Origin of the sequence: Wenzhouxiangella marina (assembly GCF_001187785.1) — a bacterium.
Lineage (GTDB): Bacteria > Pseudomonadota > Gammaproteobacteria > Xanthomonadales > Wenzhouxiangellaceae > Wenzhouxiangella > Wenzhouxiangella marina.
Map to the genome: position 1 here is coordinate 3,110,491 of NZ_CP012154.1, position 17,052 is coordinate 3,127,542.

At 66.7% G+C, this 17,052-nt stretch carries 9 protein-coding genes; 2 read left to right on the plus strand and 7 right to left on the minus strand.

Annotation, left to right across the window (positions count from 1 at the left end; translation table 11 throughout):
• The first annotated feature begins 53 nt into the window (after nucleotides 1-53).
• Nucleotides 54-674, plus strand: coding sequence for a hypothetical protein (locus tag WM2015_RS13195; RefSeq protein ID WP_049726485.1), 621 nt, complete (start codon nucleotides 54-56; stop codon nucleotides 672-674).
• Here WM2015_RS13195 and WM2015_RS13200 read toward each other — a convergent pair.
• The 4 genes from WM2015_RS13200 to WM2015_RS13215 are packed head-to-tail and all read right to left on the minus strand — an operon-like array spanning nucleotide 665 to nucleotide 9,658.
• Nucleotides 665-2,524 carry a CRTAC1 family protein gene (locus tag WM2015_RS13200; protein WP_049726486.1) on the minus strand — a complete coding sequence of 620 codons (1,860 nt, stop codon included), beginning with the start codon at nucleotides 2,522-2,524 and terminating at the stop codon, nucleotides 665-667. The two genes, WM2015_RS13195 and WM2015_RS13200, sit on opposite strands and share 10 nt — an antisense overlap.
• Nucleotides 2,521-5,340 carry a tetratricopeptide repeat protein gene (locus WM2015_RS13205; RefSeq protein ID WP_082169747.1) on the minus strand — a complete coding sequence of 940 codons (2,820 nt, stop codon included), beginning with the start codon at nucleotides 5,338-5,340 and terminating at the stop codon, nucleotides 2,521-2,523. The genes WM2015_RS13200 and WM2015_RS13205 overlap by 4 nt, the downstream gene beginning before the upstream one ends.
• Before the next feature lie 2 nt (nucleotides 5,341-5,342).
• Complete coding sequence (locus WM2015_RS13210) at nucleotides 5,343-8,651, minus strand: FG-GAP-like repeat-containing protein (protein WP_156201194.1); 3,309 nt, start codon at nucleotides 8,649-8,651, stop codon at nucleotides 5,343-5,345.
• Between the two features lie 35 nt (nucleotides 8,652-8,686).
• Nucleotides 8,687-9,658: a nitrilase-related carbon-nitrogen hydrolase gene (locus WM2015_RS13215; protein WP_049726488.1), complete on the minus strand. Its 972-nt coding sequence runs from the start codon at nucleotides 9,656-9,658 to the stop codon at nucleotides 8,687-8,689.
• A 217-nt stretch (nucleotides 9,659-9,875) separates the two neighbouring features.
• On the opposite strand from WM2015_RS13215, the gene WM2015_RS13220 reads away from it, so the two are divergent.
• The gene (locus WM2015_RS13220; RefSeq protein WP_049726489.1) at nucleotides 9,876-12,107 is read left to right on the plus strand and encodes a choice-of-anchor Q domain-containing protein; all 2,232 of its coding nucleotides are present in this window, start codon (nucleotides 9,876-9,878) and stop codon (nucleotides 12,105-12,107) included.
• Between the two features lie 74 nt (nucleotides 12,108-12,181).
• Here the strand turns inward: WM2015_RS13220 and lpdA are convergent, their stop codons facing one another.
• The 3 genes from lpdA to WM2015_RS13235 form a co-directional block, all read right to left on the minus strand.
• The gene (gene lpdA / locus WM2015_RS13225) at nucleotides 12,182-13,960 is read right to left on the minus strand and encodes a dihydrolipoyl dehydrogenase (protein WP_049726490.1); all 1,779 of its coding nucleotides are present in this window, start codon (nucleotides 13,958-13,960) and stop codon (nucleotides 12,182-12,184) included.
• A gap of 88 nt (nucleotides 13,961-14,048) precedes the next feature.
• Nucleotides 14,049-16,406: a protein kinase domain-containing protein gene (locus tag WM2015_RS13230; RefSeq protein WP_049726491.1), complete on the minus strand. Its 2,358-nt coding sequence runs from the start codon at nucleotides 16,404-16,406 to the stop codon at nucleotides 14,049-14,051.
• Nucleotides 16,399-16,971, minus strand: a complete 573-nt coding sequence (locus tag WM2015_RS13235) for an ECF-type sigma factor (RefSeq protein ID WP_049726492.1) — start codon at nucleotides 16,969-16,971, stop codon at nucleotides 16,399-16,401. Before WM2015_RS13235 ends, WM2015_RS13230 begins: the two co-directional genes overlap by 8 nt.
• Nucleotides 16,972-17,052 lie beyond the last annotated feature (81 nt).

The window sequence follows — 17,052 nt, forward strand, 5'->3', positions numbered from 1 at the left end:
TTCCGCCGGGCCAGTCGTCCATCATCAGCACGCTCCCATAGCCACCGACTCCGATGCTTCCCGACCCGTCCAAGCACGACCTGCCGCCGCTCTCCGAACTGTTGCCGCTCGGCTACCTCTACCTGCTGATCCTGGGCATTGCCAGCCAGTCCATCTTCTATGGTCTGCTCGGCGTGAACTACCTCGAATATGCGGACCTGCTCGACGTATTGATCAGCCCCCTGGCGCTGGTGACCGGCCATGTGGTCGTGCTCGCCGTGGTGGTGCTGGTGCCGGCCGCGCTCTATCCCTATCTGCGCTTCGTTCGCTGGCTGAGCCTGCGGAAGAACCCCGAAGCCGCCAACAGCGGTCTGCTGGCCCAGCCCCTGGGCAAGGCCTGGCTATCACTCTGCGCCGGCTCCATGCTGTTCGCCTTCATCGGCATGGGCGTCGGTGCGGGCATGGCCGTGAAGGAACGACTGGACAACGGTGAGTCCCGCATCGACTACGAACTGACCTGGACCGATGGCCAGGTCGAGCAGATCGCCCTGATCCGGAAGAACATCAGCTACCTGTTCTACGCCCGCCCGGGCGAGCGCAGCCTGACGATCACACCCATCACCGACAACGTCCGCAGCCTGCGGGTCCTGGGGCCCGACGAGCGCCAGGCCATCGAGACCTCGAATCAGGGCTGAGTGATGCGCAGGCGCTGATCAACGGTAGGGCGCTCGATCTGCTGCAGCTCACCGTCCGGCCAGCGGATGCTCAGTCGCTCGACGCGATCCGCCGCCCCCAGGCCGATCGTCAGGGGCAAGGCCACCGAGGACAGATAGCTTCTCGCCGGCATGATCCGGCGGCGCAGTTCGCGGCCAGCCACCTCGATGCGCACTTCGGCACCGATCGCCGAGGTGTTCGGTGCCCGACCGATCAGTTCCAGGCCGAGCCAGTGGTGATCGGTGTCGGTCTCGTTGAACAGCAGCAGCGGCGCCCCGCCGATCTGCGTCAGCACCAGATCGATGCGGCCATCCTGATCGAAATCGCCCCAGGCCAGGCCACGGCCGACGATCGGCTCGGCCAGGTCCCCGATTCGCGAGGCCTCGAGCGGCTGGAAGGTCTGGCTGCAGTCGGCGCCGCAGTTCCAGAACAACTGACCGGGCTGGCGATAATGCTGGGAGGCCTGAACCCGGTTGATCTCGTTTTCGACGTGGCCGTTGGCCTGGGCATAGTCGAGCCGGCCGTCATTGTCGTAGTCGATGAAGCCCACCCCGAAGGTCAGGGCCAGGCGGGTGGCCGCACCCACCCCTTGCGCGATCGACTGATCCGCGAACTGCGAGGGGTCGGCCTGGGACAGATAGAGCGAACTCATTTCATTGGCGAAGTTGCCGATCGCGACGGCGAGACGGTCATCCCCCAGCGCCGGCCCGGCATCGATGCCCATGGCGCCGGTGGCCATGCCGTTGCGATCGAAGCCCAGGCCCCACTCGGTGCCCAGCTCCTCGAAGCGACCCCCGCCGAGGTTGCGGAAGGCGAAGTTCCGCACCGTGTCGTTGGCCACGATGACGTCGAGCAGGCCATCGCGGTCGACATCGACGGGCATCACAGCCAGGCCCTTGCCGATCGGCTCGCCGGTGGTCGGGTGGGTGATGATCAGACCGGCCGACTCGGTGACGTCCTCGAAGCGCCCCTCGCCCTGATTGAGATAGAGACGACTGTGCGTGCCGGCGAAATTGCTCGGCGGCCCGTAGGCGCGGCCGATGCCCGTCAGTCGATAGTCCACGGCCAGATCGATCTCGCGTGACCATTGCACATAGTTGGTGACCCAGAGATCCAGATCGCCATCGCCGTCCGCATCGAAGAAGGCCGCGCCCGTCGACCAGTCGTTCGCGCCGCCGTCCACGCCGGCCGACTCCGCGACCTCGACGAAACCCTCCGGCCGATTCAGATAGAAGCGATTGGGGCCGACCGCCGTGACGAACACATCGACGCGGCCATCGCCGTCGACGTCACCCACGGCCACGCCCATCCCGTAGAAGCGCTCGCCGGCCAGACCGACCGCCTCGGTCACTTCCTCGAACCCGCCCTCACCGTCATTGGCATAGAGACGCAGGGACGAAGCCGCTTCGAGCGGGGGCTCGGGATCGAAGGGCCAGGAGCGGCCGCTGACGAACAACAGGTCCTGATCACCGTCTCCGTCATGGTCGATCACTGCCACACCGCCGCCCATGGTCTCGGGCAGCAGGCGTTCACCGAAGGCCCCGTTGACGTGCAGGTAGTCGATACCCGCCTCGGCCGTTCGATCCACGAAGCGGGCCGCCGGCGCCCGGGGTCCGGCCTCGGGCGCCAGCAAGGCCTCCAGGTCCACCGCCTCGGCTTCTTCGACGGGCTCCGGTTCGGGACCGGAGAGGTGGCGCCAGACCAGCACCGCCGCGACGACCAGCGCCAGCAGCAGGATCAAGGACAGGGAGATCTTCAGGGCGCGCGCGATGATCGAATCGTCGGCATCCAGCTCGTCTTCGAAGGCCTCGTTACGGTCATGCTGGCTCATGGCGCGGTCTCCGCTGGGGTCGTTGATCTTGGCTGAACGCGCTCGGCGATCAAGGCGGCCGAGGCCGAGAAGCGGTCACGGGCCGGACGCTGCGGGTCGTAGATCACGACCGCATCGGCAGCGTGGTCCGCGGCCGGATTGGACTGGCGGGCCAGGTTGATGGCTCGATCGCGTGCATTGTCATCGACGCGGTAGCGCTGGTACTCGGCGCTGTGGAACTGCGCCCGGGACGCGTCCCCGAGCTCGTCGAGCAGACGGCCGAGGTTGTAGTGCGCCACGGCGTTCTCGGGGTCCTGAACCAGTGCCGCCTCGAACCAGCGCCGCGCCGACTGCCGCGCCTCATCGGCCGCCTCGCCAGCGCTGGCCCGGGCCTGCTCGAGCGCGGTCAGACCGAGCTGGTTGAGCAGACGGTAATCGCGGGAAAAATCGAAGCCACGCTCGCGCGCCTCGGCGAAGCGGGTCTCGGCGAGGGCCTCGAAGACCGAGTAGGCGGCGTCGAAGCGGCCCTGTTCGAACAGCAGGCGACCCGACCACCAGGCCATCGACCAGGGCACCGGTGGCTCGGCGTGAGCGCTGGCGCGCTGCAGGGCGTCGGCGGCCTCGTCGAGGCGGCCCTCCTCCAGATAGACACGGGCCAGATTCAGGGGACCGTGCGAACTGCCCAGGGCCTCGACGCGGGCGAAGGCTTCCTCGGCCTGGCGCAGCTGACGCCGCTCGGGCTTGCGCAGCAGACCGATGCCGTAGTCGTTGAAGCGCTGCCACTCGGGAATGTCCGTCGCCTCGGCCTGGACCCAGCCCCCGGCCTCGCCGATCGGGAAGTGCAGACGGTCCTCGGCGATCACCGTAATCGGCAGCTCGTTGCGCTGGAAGCTCTCGCCTTCGACGTGGCGCATGAGGATATTGTCGAACTTGCGGTAGTGCAGACGGGCGGTGACGGTCAGTTCGCCGGACAGCCCTTCGGGCACGGCCAGGCGATAGTGGACGACGTCCGCCGCACCGGGCGGGATCTGGTGGTTGTAGAGCGGGACGAAGATATCCTCGGGATTCCGTCGTTCGATGCGGTTGCCGTCCCGATCCAGCATCCACACGTTGACGAAGTGTGACCAGGGGTCGACCTCGTGCGTGTCCGGGTCCATTGCGCCGCTGCGCGCGATCACCTCGCCTTCGTGTTCGACTTCCAGCTCGACCCAGACCTGATTGGAATCGGCCGTGCCCTGGGTGAACGGATGACCCAGGCGCAGGGTCCGGATCACGGTTTCGAGCAGATAGTCTCGACCCGGCTGCAGCACGGGCAGCTGCGGCCGAAGCGGCGCGATCAGCTCGCCATCGATGCGCCCATCGGCTCGCAGGGCGACCAGATCGAGGCGCACGGAACCACGCAGGAATTCCTGGTGCGCCTCGACCACGGCCGGGTCGCGACCGACCAGGGTCGGAATCGCCGTATTGGCCGCCGGGAACAGATGGTTGCTGACTGTGTAGACCCCCGAGTCGTCGCGCACGCGGGCACCGAAGTCATCCGACGGCACATGGGGCATGTGGCAGCCATTGCAGTTGGGCTCGGCTTCGGGCGGGTAGTAGAAGCTCGTCACACCGTGCCCTGACACGCCCGAGAGCAGGAAGGAGTCGTAGTGATTCTGACCGCGCAGCCACTTGTAGCCGTTCAGGTGTTCCGGCAGGTGCACCTTGTGGCAACTGCCACAGAATTCGGGGCTCTCGTGCAGCGGCTTCAGGAAGGTGCGCTGGTGGAAGGCCGGTTTGGCCAGAATCAGCTGGGCATTGACCCACTGCAGGAAACCGTTCTCGCTGAAGGTGAACGGGTAGTGGATCGGCTCCTCGATGGTGAAATCGCCATTGCCGCGCGGGCTGTTGACGTGGGTGATGGCGTGGCAGGAGGTGCAGGTGATGCCCGCATGCGCGGTCGGATGGTTGACGTCATCGAAGTTCGGGTCATCGAAGGCCCCGGACAAGAGTGGCACCAGATCGTGGCAGCCGGCGCAGAAACGCGCCGCATCGACATTGCCGTCCCGGGCCATGGCGAAGTCGCGCGTGTTTCGCACGGACATCAGGTACACGGGATTGTTGAAGGAGGCAAAGCGGTGCACGCTGTCGGACCACTGGGCGTGCACATCGGCATGGCAGCTGGCACAGTAGTCGTCCATCATCATCGTTTCGGCCGGGATGTAATTGCCGGTCGCCGAGCGGGTCAGCGCGGGTCTGAAATCGGCCTCACCGTACTGACCCGGGCGATTCCACTGACGCGGATCCTGGGCCTGCAGCACGATCATCCCCAGCACGAAGACCGCCCCGAGCCCGGCCACGGCCAGGCCGCTCTTCCAGCGGATTCGCGGCCCGACCAGGCGGTGCAGCACGAACAGCCAGATGCAGATCAGGGGCGTGAGCACGTGCAGCCAGTAGGCCACGTCGCGAATCAGCGGATCGCGAATCTGGAAGAAGTCGAAGCGCACCAGCAGCAGCCCGGAGATCAGCAGGGCCAACGTGACGCCGAACAGGGCAAAGCCCACATAGACCGCGCGACGGTTCGGCCGGCTCCAGGTGTTGCGCATGTGCAGGCCCATGAACACCAGGGCCGGTAGGAGCAACAGCAGTCCGGCCGCCAGGTGGAACAGGAACATCGCCTGGTAGTTGAAGTCCTGATAGGTCTCGCCGCTGTACCACTCCAGCCAGGTCACGCCCCCGAGATACAGGGAGTTGACCAGCAGCAGGGCGAACAGGGCCAGCACGAAGACCAGCAGCACGCGCAGCCTGGGACCGACCGCACGGCGAACCCGGCGGCGAGGACGTGCATTGGTCTCCATGTTCAGAAGCCTCCCTGGAATCGATTCATCGTGGCCTCGTGCAGAGGCTCGCGCTGGGCCGGATCCTCGATCGCCTGATCGAGCGGTAGCGGACCGACCGTCCCGCCGCTGCGAGTATAGAGGTCCATGTCCTTGGCAAAGCCGCGCACTTCCAGCACCACGTCGCGTCGCCAGCCGGACGGTGGCGGCGTGGGTGCGTCGAATTCCAGGTGCAGTTCCTCGCCGGGGCCGAACACCACCAGCGCGCCATGGGCATCCGCCATCAGTTCATCCACCCGCCCGAAATCGGTGTAGTAGCCGGTCGGATAGCGCGTGTCCCAGAACGGGGACCGATCCTGGTAGTCGTAGTGGGGCCGGGACTGCGCCAGGGTATCCCGGCGCGGGAAGCCGGTGCGGGCCAGGCGCGCCAGCTGACTGTCGAGCGTGGCCGCCCGCAGTTCGACGGGCGGCGCCTCGGCCAGGACCACGCTGATCTCGTCCCAGTACACCTCCCAGTTGCCGCGCAGACGCAGCGCGGTCGTGCCGGGCGGCAGGGCGTCGAGGGGCAGACTCATTTCGCGCGGCATGCCCGCCGGGTAGCCGAACTGCTCGTGGACCGTCTGCCAGCGGCCTTCGGCAAACGCATCCAGTGACGGTGGCAGGTAAGCGACGCCGGCCTGCCAGGCGGCGAACAGGGTCTGCGAATAGGGGTATTCCACCCAACCGCTGGCCACGAGCATCGGCCGAGCACCGGGCGGATTGATGACCTGGCCGAAGTCGAGCTCGAGCACGTGGTCCTCGGCCAGACGCCCAAGGAAGCGCGGGTCGCGCGGCCCCGGCGGCGCGGCCTGACCGTCCGTGGCCAGCAACGAGGCACGCACCTCTTCCCCACGATGATTGATCGCCCGCAGCGGACGCAATCTCGACGCTTCCCGGTAGAAGCGCGGCGCACCGGTCGGGGCCGGCCCGCCGCCCGTGTGCATGCGCTCATCCACCGCCACGGCCCAGCCGGGCGGCAGGTCATAGAGATGCAGCCGGACCGTGTCGATGTAGGCGATCTCCTCCATCGGCTCGCCGATCTTGATCTCGTAGCGCCCCTCGCGCGGCGCGATGCTGCCCTCGGGGAAGCGGAAGAACTCCCAGGGGCGGGACTCGGCATAGCGCCCGGGCTCGAGCAGGAAGCCGATGCCGCCCACGCCGAGCAGATCGCTGACGAAACGGTGCGCCTCGCCGTCCCAGGCGTAGAGGATGGGGCAACTGGCCAACTGTCGCTGATGCTCGGCGATGCGATGCACCGGTCCTACGGCCAGATCCATCTCGGTCTGCATCACCCCATCGGACCAGAGCAGCTTGAGGAAATCGGCTCGGTCGCGGTCGCCGATCCCGATCGCGACGGGCTGCAGGTTCTGCCCCGGCCCGCCGTGCCGATCGTAGGTGTCGGTGATCGACCAGCGCCGACCATGGCGCAGAACCAGATAGGTACCGATGCCCGAAGCATTCGAGCGCATACCCGCCCCCGCGTCCGACAGGCCCGTCGGCGCCAGCGCGACGAAACGACCGCGGCCCGGGCCAGCCGGCCACAACTCGAGGCGCTGCCCGTTCTCGCGTTCGACCAGGCCCGCCAGGGCCGGGCCCCGCGCCGGGTCGAGCAACACGGGCGTGAGCGCGCGCAGGCGGACCGAGGCCTGATAGAGACGCTCGAGCCCACCCTCGCCGTCCCAGCCATGCACCTCGAAGCCGTCGGCATGCTGCAACAGGATTTCCGGCCGGCCGTCGCCGGTCAGGTCGAGGCTGGACAGGGCAGCGGCGCGGGGATCGCGGGCCGCGGCTTCGGTCAGCACCTCGGCGCGCCATTGCCCTTGCGCGTCCGGACGCCAGGCCGACAGGCGGCCCGCGCGGTCCAGGCCGATCAGGCGGACCCGCCCCTCGGCTTCGAAGTCCGCGGCCGCCACGGCCAGCAGCTCCGCATCGAGCAGGGCCTCGGCGCCACTCGCCGGGCGATAGCGCCAGAGCCGGTCGTTGATCAGCAGTTGATGGGGTGCTTCTTCGTTGAGGATGAACAGGTCCGCATCGCGGTCACCATCGACGTCACTGACCAGAACCTGACGGCCCGGGCGACCATCGCCCGGGATCGCTTCGGCCTCCGACGTCTCGCTCAGCCGGCGCCACTGGGTATCGCGATCCTGATTGAACAACTCGTTCGGCCCCGCCGCGCCCAGGGCGAAGAGGTCGAGATCCCCGTCATGGTCCGCGTCGAACAGGGCCGCATCATGGCAGCCGACAGGCCCGCTGATCCCACCCTCGGCCATCAGCTCGGACCAGCCACCATCCTCCATCCGCCGGAACAGGAGATTGCCCGCTGGCCGACAGAAGACCACGTCGAGCGAAGCACGATTGGCCAGATCGCCCCACAATGCGGCCTCCACGCCAGTCAGCCCGCTCAGTGGATGCGAGGCCTCGGCCTGGAAGCCACCCTCGCTGGTCTGCAGGAACACCAGGCTGCGCTCGCCCCCGGCGAGCAGATCGAGGCGGCCATCGCCATCGATGTCGGCCACACTCAGGTGGCCGACCTCGGCCGCCTCGTGAAGCTCGGCAAGGACGGTTGGCTCGGCGAACAGCGGGCCCTCGGGCGGCGACGACTCGGATCGCGCCGACGCCGGACTGACCGCCAGGGCCTCGGCCAGCACGCCCTGACGGGTGTAGACGAACTCCGCCAGCTGCGCTCGCGGGTTGTTCGCGAAGCGCTGGTAGACCTCGAGCATGGCGCGCGCCTGCTCGGGCTCGCCCTGCTGGCGGTAGGCCAACGCGGCCCCGTAGTAGGCGCTGCGCAGATAGGCGTCGAGCTCGATGGCACGCAGGTACTCGGCCAAGGCCTCTTCCGTGCGGTCGAGCTGGCCCAGGGCCTGGCCATGGAAATAGGCGACGTGAGCGTCCTCCGGCGCGGCCCGGGCGACCTGCGCCAGATGATCGAGGGCGCCTTCGGCATCACCGATATAGAAACGCATCAAGCCCGCCACATAGCGTGCCCGGAGATGCTCGGGGTGGTCGACCAGCACGCGCTCCACGATCTCCAGAGCCACCAGCTCGTCCCCTTCGCGCTGACGGTTGAGCGTGGCGATGGCGAGGTTGACCTCCACGTCGGTCCAGTCCGGTCGCTCGGCGAGCAGCTCGGCGAAGACCTGCCTCGCGTCCTCGTTGCGGTACTGCCCCATCAGGGCCACACCTCGATTGTTGCGCTCGATCAGAGCATCGCTCAGCGGCGCCTCGCCCGACTGGCAGGCGGCAAGCAACAGAACAAGACAGAAGACGGAACTGCGAAACAGAGGGGTCACCAGGCTATCCAGATCTCTCGGGCACCGCGGCCGCCTCAGCGACGCCGGGCAGCCTCGATGCGTTGATTCAAGCCGTCCATTGTAATGAGTTCATCACCGGCCGGTGCCAGGCGCCGCTGCGCGGCATAGCCATGGACCTCGGCCCGGAAGTGGCTGCGCGTGTCGTGTCCTCGGCGCCGCTGCCGTTCCTCGCGCAGGCGCGCCAGGTCGATCGGGGCCACCACCACCTTCTCGCCCGGGCCAGGATCGGCCTGAGCCAGGACGCGACCGTCATAGTCCACCGCCATGGACCCACCCGGCCAGGAAAACGGCGGATAGTTCTTCATTTCGGCGCCCTGATTGGCCGCCACCACGTAGGCGGTGTTCTCGAGCGCTCGGGTCCGGTTGACCAGGGTCCACCAGTTCATCGGCTCGGTGCTGCCCCAGGGGTCCATGTAGGCCGAGACCCGGATCAGCACCTCGGCGCCACGGAAGGCCAGCTCCCGGATCGTCTCGGGGAACAGCCAGTCGTAGCAGATGGCCACGCCCAGGCGACCGATCTCGGTCTCGACCACCGGAAAGGGATCGTCCGGATAGTCCGGCAGATCATGCGGACTGGTGTGGATTTCCCAGGGAATCCAGGGATTGACCTTGCGATACCGAGCCAGCAGGCCTTCGGGACCGATCAGACAAGTCGTATTGAAGACATGACCCGGAAAGCGTTCGTCCCGTTCGAGAAAGGTCCCCGTCTGGATGTAGCAGCCGTGCTTGCGCGCCAGCCGATGGTAGACCTCGGTGTGTTCGTTGGGAATTTCGATGGCCAGGTCTTCGTACAGGCGCTCGACCCGGTCGTGGATGGGCACGGCGTGGGCAAACTCCGGAAACACCAGCAATCGCACGTCGAAGAAGGGCTCGTAGCCGATCACGGTCTGCTCGATGATCTCGGCCATCCGCGCCGTTCGCGCGGCAATCTCACGGCGGTGCGAAGGTGCGGGGAAATCGGTCTGACAGGCAGCAGCGTAGTACATCTCGGAGGCTCATCCAGGGGACGCCAGAGCCTAACATCAAAGGCTCGATATCGAGAGAAATAAGCGAAGCAAATCACAGAGTTGACTTGCAACTGTCATGTATTTTGAGCATATTCCGTAAAGAAAAGCCAGAGACCAGCCCATGGTTGGTCCGTTTGCGTGCGGGCAAGCAGGGGTCCGCGGAAGCCACGAACACCAGCATTCGAGGGAGTCAGGCATGAGCCGAAAGTATTCATCCTCCGCCAAGTATGAGTTCAAGCAGTCGATCCAACCGAAAATCGCACCACTGACCACCGCGGTCGCCGGTGCGCTGGCCGCCGGGTCGCTGCAGGCGGCGACGATCACCGTCACCACGCTCAATGACGGCAACCCGGACGGAGGCTGCGAACTGCGCTCCGCCCTCGCGGCGGCTTCGGCCAATATCGCCTTCGGCGACTGTCCCGCCGGCGACGACGGTGCCGACACCATCGTCTTCGCGGGCGGCCTGAGCGGCACGATCCAGCTGGATGCGGCCAATGCCATCGCCGGCTTCGAGTACGGCGCCGACTATTCCTCCCTGCCGATCGGTGACGACGTCACGATCGACGGGGACAACCGGATCACCGTGCGCGGCACGGGCAACGGGCGCGTCTTCGAGACCAAGTACGACACCGACCCGTCCGGCTTCCGCGCCGTGGACGTGACCTTCTCCAACATCACCATCAGCAATGGCGGAGGCGAGACCCGCGGCGGCGGCATCTACTCCCGGGCCCGCTACCTGACCCTGAGCAACACCACCCTGGACACGAACGCGGCGTCGATCTCCGGCGGGGGCCTGCACCACCAGCCGTACTTCACGGGCCAGGACAAGGTGGTCCAGATCCTGAACTCGACGATCACCGGCAATTTCACCACCGCGAATGCGGCGGGAGGGGGTGGCGGCGGCGTCTACGCCAACATGTCCTTCGGTGGCCTGACCCTGGTCGCCAGCAGCAATTTCAGCAACAACTTCGCCACCGGTGGCAATGGCGGCGGGCTGAACGTACTCTCGCAGGATTACTCGTCAATGATCCTGAAGTACAACACCTTCAGCAACAACCGCGCCAAGTACGCCGGTCAGGGCAACGGCGGCGCCGTCTTCGCGGACGTGACCTACGCCGACCCGGGTTCGGGCGACCAGGTCAACCTCTACGATAATGTTTTCGACGGCAACCAGGCCCAGGGCCAGGGTGGCGGCCTGTACCTGATCGAGGAAGACGCCAACTATCAGTCGGCGGAAATCCTGCTGACGAACAACAACTTCTACATGAACGAAGCCGACTCCGGTGGCGGCGGCGCCTTCATCGAAGTCACCTTCGGCGCGGGCACCCTGGAGGAGCCGCGCAAGTCGGTGACGATGGAGCAGAACACCTTTGACTCCAACGTCTCCAACGGACCGGGCGGCGGGCTTCGCCTGAACCTCGGTGAGCTGGTGACCAGCACGATCAGCGAATCGAACGTCTTCTCCAACACCTCGCAAGCCGGCAACGGCGGCGGCATCTATGTCGACGCCACGGACACGCGGGTCTACGTTTCGCAGAGCACCTTCACCGGCAACAGGGCTCAGGCCGGGGCCGGCGGCGGCCTGCAGGCCACCCTGCCCGGCTCGAGCTTCGGCATCGAGTACAGCCAGTTCTACAGCAACCGCGCCGAAAGCGGCTGCGGTGGCGCGCTTCGCATGTCCTCCACGGCCACGGAGGTCGGCGTCGGCCGTTCCATCTTCTACGAGAACTACGCCAGCAACTGCGGCGGCGGGATCAGCCTGTTCGTGCCTTCGCTGCAGAATGCGGTGGTCGAGGTCAAGTACAACGAAATCACCAACAACGTGGCGGCAGGCAACGGCTCCGTCGGCGGCGGCGGCATCTTTGCCGAACTCGGCACGGACACCACCCTGTTCCTGAAGAACTCGACGATCTCGGGCAATCAGGCGACCGGCGCAGTGGGCGGCGGCGTTCACTTCAATGGAAACATGACCGCGGAGCTGAAGTACGCGACCGTGGCCAACAACACGTCCAATGGCGATGGCGGCGGCGTCTTCAACGGGGCAGCCACCTGCAACATTTCCGACACGATCCTGGCCGGCAACACCGGCAACGCCACCCTCTACCAGGACCTGCGGGGCTCCACCTATTGCGAAGTCACCGACTCGCTGGTGGCCGGCGCCAAGTACTCGCAGTTCACCAACGTCAGCGGCAACCTCCTCAACATCAATCCGCAGCTGGGGCCGCTGGACAACAACGGCGGTCCCACCTTTACACACGCCCTGCTGCCGGGCAGCCCGGCGATCGATGCGGGAACCGCTGGCACCTTCGTACCCGACACCGACCAGCGCGGCCCCGGCTTCCCGCGGGTCGTGGGCGCCGGTCTGGACATGGGAGCCTACGAAGTGTTCAGTGATTCGATCTTCAACGACCGCTTCGAACAGCCATGACCGAATGCCAGTGACACCATCAAAAAGGCCGCCTTCGAGGCGGCCTTTTTGATGGTCTGCGGTCCCATCCGCCCTCAGCGCTTGGGCAGGTAAAGGTCCGTGATCGTGCCTTCGTAGACCTCGGCCGCCATCATCACCGACTCGCTCAGCGTCGGGTGCGGGTGGATGGTCAGACCGATATCCTCGGCGCTGCAGCCCATCTCGATGGCCAGCGCCAGTTCAGCGATCAGGTCCCCGGCATGCAAGCCCACGACGCCCGCACCGATCAGACGGTCGTTCTCCTTGGAAAAGATCAGCTTGGTGAAACCTTCCGAGCGATCCATGCCCAGGGCACGACCCGAGGCCGCCCAGGGGAATTTGCCGACGCCGTAGTCGATGCCCTTGTCCTTCGCCTGCGCCTCGGTCAGGCCCACCCAGGCCACTTCGGGGTCCGTATAGGCCACCGAGGGAATGACGCGGGCATCGGCCGCGCGCTTGTGGCCGGCTGCCACTTCGGCCGCGATCTTGCCCTCGTAGCTGGCCTTGTGGGCCAGCATCGGCTGACCGATGATGTCGCCGATGGCGAAGATATGCGACTGGCCGGTTCGCATCTGGCCATCCACGGGAATGAAGCCGCGCTCGTCGACGTCAACACCGGCCGCCCCGGCATTGATCCGATCACCATTGGGCCGCCGGCCGACGCTGACCAGGACGCGGTCGAATTCGGCCCGCTCCGGCGCCCCTTTGCCGGCCAGATGGGCCACCAGGGCCTGCTCGGTGGCTTCGACCTGCTCGACCTTCGTTTCCAGATGGAACTCGACCCCGAGCTTCTGCATGTGCTGCTGCAGCGGCTTGACCAGATCCGCGTCGGCGCCCGGCATGAGCTGGTCCATCAGTTCGACCACGGTCACCTTCGAGCCCAGCGCTCGATGCACGCAGGCCATTTCCAGGCCGATGATGCCGCCGCCGATGACCAGCAGGCGTTCCGGCACTTCGGCCAGCTCCAGCGCATCGGTCGAATCCATCACGCGCTCATCGTCCCAGGGAATGCCGGGAATCCGCACCACGCGCGACCCGGCGGCGATGATGCACTGGGCGAAGCTCAGCTCTCGTCGACCATCCTCGGACTCCACCGCCAGACTGTGCGCCGCGGCAAACTCGGCCCGCCCGTGGATGACCTCGACCTTGCGCTTCTTCGCCATCCCGGCCAGGCCACCGGTCAGCTTGCCGACCACCTCGTTCTTGTAGCCACGCAGTGCGTCCAGGTCGATTTCGGGGGCACCGAACTTCACCCCGTGCGAGCCCAGATGATCGGCCGCATCGATGATCTGACCCACGTGCAGCAGGGCCTTCGAGGGGATGCAGCCCACGTTCAGGCAGACGCCGCCGAGGCTCTCATAGCGCTCGACCAGGGCCACCTTCAGGCCCAGATCCGCCGCGCGGAAGGCCGCCGTGTAGCCCCCGGGACCCGCGCCGAGCACGACCAGGTCGAAATCGGTCTGCGCCGGGCGAGTGGGCGCTTCTGCTTCACGGCGAGGGGATGCGGTCGTCGCGGCCTGGTCGCTCCCGTCCTGACGGGGCGAGCCCGCTTCCGACGATGCCGAGCCTGCAGCGCTCGAGGCAGTCTCCGATTCCGCTGCCTCCATCAGGGCAATCACATCGCCCTTGGAGACCTCGTCGCCTTCCTTGACGCGCAGTTCCAGAATTCGTCCGGCGGCGGGCGCCGGCACCTCCATGGTCGCCTTGTCGGACTCCAGGGTGATGAGGGACTGTTCGGCTTCGACTTCATCGCCCTCGGCCACGAGAATCTCGATCACGGGCACTTTGTCGAAATCACCGATATCGGGAACCTGGACTTCTCTCTTCTCGCTCATTGGGTCACTCGCTGCTCGGTTCGGCACGCACAGGCCGTTGAAAGTACAGCCGGAAAGGGTACCCCAGATCCAGCGCTCCAGCTTGGGTTCAGCCGTTGGACGCCGCCGCCAGTTCGGCCTGCAGCGCCTGGATCGTCTCGACCCAGGCCGGATCGACGCTGGGCGCGGCCTGATAGGTCTCGAGCGCTCGCGCGGCGTGCTCCCTCGCCTGCTCCAGCTGCCCCGTGTCCCGATACAGCAGCGCCAGGGCCTCGTGTGCCTTGCCGATGCGCGGGTGACCCGGCTCCCATCCGGCCCGAGCCACCTGCAGACCGCGGAGCGCGTGCGGCTCGGCCTCGGCGGGGCGGCCGGCCAGGGTCAGCATGCGGGCCAGATTGACCATGGCGGTGGCGGTCTGGGGGTGCTGATCACCCAGGGTCGCCAATCGGATGCGTACCGAGGCCTCGAGCGCCTCGACCCCCTCATCGAGACGATCCAGGTGGTAGTAGAGCAGCGCCAGATTGTTGAGGATGATCGCGTAGTTCGGATGGTTCTCCCCCGTCTCGGCCCGTTGGACTGCGAGCGCCTGCTCGAAGGCCTCGAGCGCGGCCTCGCCGTCGTCCATGCCTTCGCGAGCCGTGGCCAGGTTGCTCCAGAGCGTGGCCAGGGTGCCCGCGTCGATCGGCACCTCGGCGACCCGAGCCAGTGCCCGCTCGCCGAGGGCCCGGCTTCGCTCGAAGTCCCCGGCATCGATCAGCATGCCCGCCCAGTTGGTCAGAATCGTTACCCGACGAGCCTCGGCCATCGGGCTGCGATCGTCGGCGATCAGATCGAGCGCCTGCTGGAAGTGGCGGCTGCCGAGTTCGAAATCACTCTCCCACCAGGCCACGATGCCGAGGGCATCCTCCACCTGCGAGCGTGCCAGCGAATCCCCGCCGCCGGAGCGGAGATCGGCCGCTCGCTCGAGCTGCTCGCGAGCCAGTGGAATCTCGCCGAGATTCTGCAGCGCATAGCCAAGGGCGTAGCGCATCTCCGCCTCCAGCTCGGGCTGGGCGGCGAATCGGGTCTCGATGTCGGGCAGGGACTGCTTGATCGCGCCGACCAGCGTGGCGGACTCCGTATTCTCGTAGGGGTCGGCGCGGCCGATCATGTCGACCAGGAACTGCTTGGCCGCCTCGGCCTGATCGCGCTGCTGACGCGCCTCGCGAGACTGATTCAGCACCGCGGCAAGGGACCCGACCAGCACCACGAACACCAGAGCCGTAGCCGCCACGCCGATGCGGTGACGCGCGATGAACTTGGACGCCCGATACCAACGCGATGCACCCCGTGCGCGGACCGGCTGGCCGGACAGATGACGTTCTAGATCCTCGGCCAGGGCCGTGATGGTATCGAAGCGCGCCTCGGGCTCGCGGCGCATCGCGGTCATCACGATTCGATCCAGATCACCACGCAGCCGCCTCCGGAGCGTCCCCGACTCACCCAGACCCGAAGGTGGGGCCTGCCGCCCCCGCGCGATCGCCTGACTGGGGTCGGCCGGGATCGTGCCCAGCACGACGCGCTCGGCCTCGGCGGGACTCAGTGCCGCGATCTGATGCGGACGCTGCCCGGTCAGCAGTTCGTAGAGCAACACGCCCATCGAGTAGACATCGGTGGGCAGGCCCACCGGCCGACCCATGAGCTGTTCCGGGCTGGCGTATTCCGGCGTCAGCGGGCGCTGGTCGAGGCGCGTCTCCGGGAGCTCGAGGTTCATCGTCTCCGGCTGCAGGACCTTGGCGATGCCGAAATCGATGAGTTTGGGTTCGCCGCCGGCGCCGACCAGCACGTTGGCCGGCTTGATGTCACGATGGATGATCCCCCGCCGATGGGCGAAGGCCAGCGCCTGGCAGACCTTGATGAACAGTTTCAGGCGCTGGACGAGATCGACGCGGTGGCGCTCGCAGTATTGCGTGATCGGCGCGCCGTCGACCAATTCCATCACCACGAAGGGCGTGCCGTCTTCGGCCGTACCGCCGTCGATGATGCGCGCGATATTGGGGTGTTCGAGGGCGGCCAGAATCTGACGTTCCGTGTCGAAGCGCTGCCGTGCCGACGCGTCCATATGAAAGGCACGAAACAGCTTGATCGCCACATCGTGCTGGTAGGTCCCATCGACTCGCCGCGCCCGATAGACCGTGCTCATACCACCGGAAGCGATCTCGCTGACCAGCTCATAGGCGCCGAGGCGTTGGCCGATGCGGCTGGGCGAAGGGCTGATGGGTGTCGATTCCAGGAACCCCTCGCTGTCCTGGTCGGCCCGCACCAGCGCCATGACCCTCCGGAACAGATCGGGCCGGTCGACGCAGCGCGCCTGCAACCAGGCCTCACGCTCCTCATCGGCCTGATCGAAGCTCTCGAAGAACAGGGCCATGGCCTCGCCATCCATCGCCTCGGTGGGCCGGTGGGAGCGATCCGCATCATCAGCCATCGGAAGGGGCTCCCAATTCGAGATACAGCCAGGCCCGAGCGGCGCGCCAGTAGCGTTTGGCGGTCGAGGCAGAGATCGACATCGCCGCCGCCGTTTCCTCGATACTCAAGCCACCGAAGTAGCGCAGCTCGACCACCCTTGCCTGCTCGGGATGAGCCGTCTCCAGACGCTCCAGCGCCGCATCGAGGGCCATCAGGTCCAGGGTGCCGGTCTGCCCACTGGGAGTGCCGTAGAGCAGGCTCGGCGTCGGCTCGTCGGACCGCTTGCCGGCCTGCTTGCGGCGACCCGAGTCGATCAGGATCTGGCGCATCATCCGCGCGGCCAGCGCGATGAAATGAGGGCGATCATTGACCTGAATCCCATGAGCGCCCGCCAACTTCATCCAGGCCTCGTTGACCAGCGCCGTGGGCTGCAGGGTGTGGCCAGCGCGCTCGCTCGACAGCTGCGCGCGGGCCACTCGCTTGAGCTCCTGATAGAGCTGCTCGACCACCTCGTCACGCGCCTCGGAATCGCCCTGCGACCAGCGCTTGAGCCTGTCGGACAGTTCGGGTTTCGATTCCCTCACGGACCTCCTCCCCTTGGATGCAGGCCTTCGAGTCTAGACCCTGCCCAGGGCCGGATCAAATTAGCCCGATTACTGGAAAGG

What these genes read in the sequence shown, in the direction of transcription:
- WM2015_RS13205 (WP_082169747.1), bottom strand. Translation starts at nt 5,340, where the DNA reads ATGGAGACCAATGCACGTCCTCGCCGCCGGGTTCGCCGTGCGGTCGGT.
- WM2015_RS13230 (WP_049726491.1), bottom strand. Translation starts at nt 16,406, where the DNA reads ATGGCTGATGATGCGGATCGCTCCCACCGGCCCACCGAGGCGATGGAT.
- lpdA (WP_049726490.1), bottom strand. Translation starts at nt 13,960, where the DNA reads ATGAGCGAGAAGAGAGAAGTCCAGGTTCCCGATATCGGTGATTTCGAC.
- WM2015_RS13200 (WP_049726486.1), bottom strand. Translation starts at nt 2,524, where the DNA reads ATGAGCCAGCATGACCGTAACGAGGCCTTCGAAGACGAGCTGGATGCC.
- WM2015_RS13215 (WP_049726488.1), bottom strand. Translation starts at nt 9,658, where the DNA reads ATGTACTACGCTGCTGCCTGTCAGACCGATTTCCCCGCACCTTCGCAC.
- WM2015_RS13220 (WP_049726489.1), top strand. Translation starts at nt 9,876, where the DNA reads ATGAGCCGAAAGTATTCATCCTCCGCCAAGTATGAGTTCAAGCAGTCG.
- WM2015_RS13195 (WP_049726485.1), top strand. Translation starts at nt 54, where the DNA reads ATGCTTCCCGACCCGTCCAAGCACGACCTGCCGCCGCTCTCCGAACTG.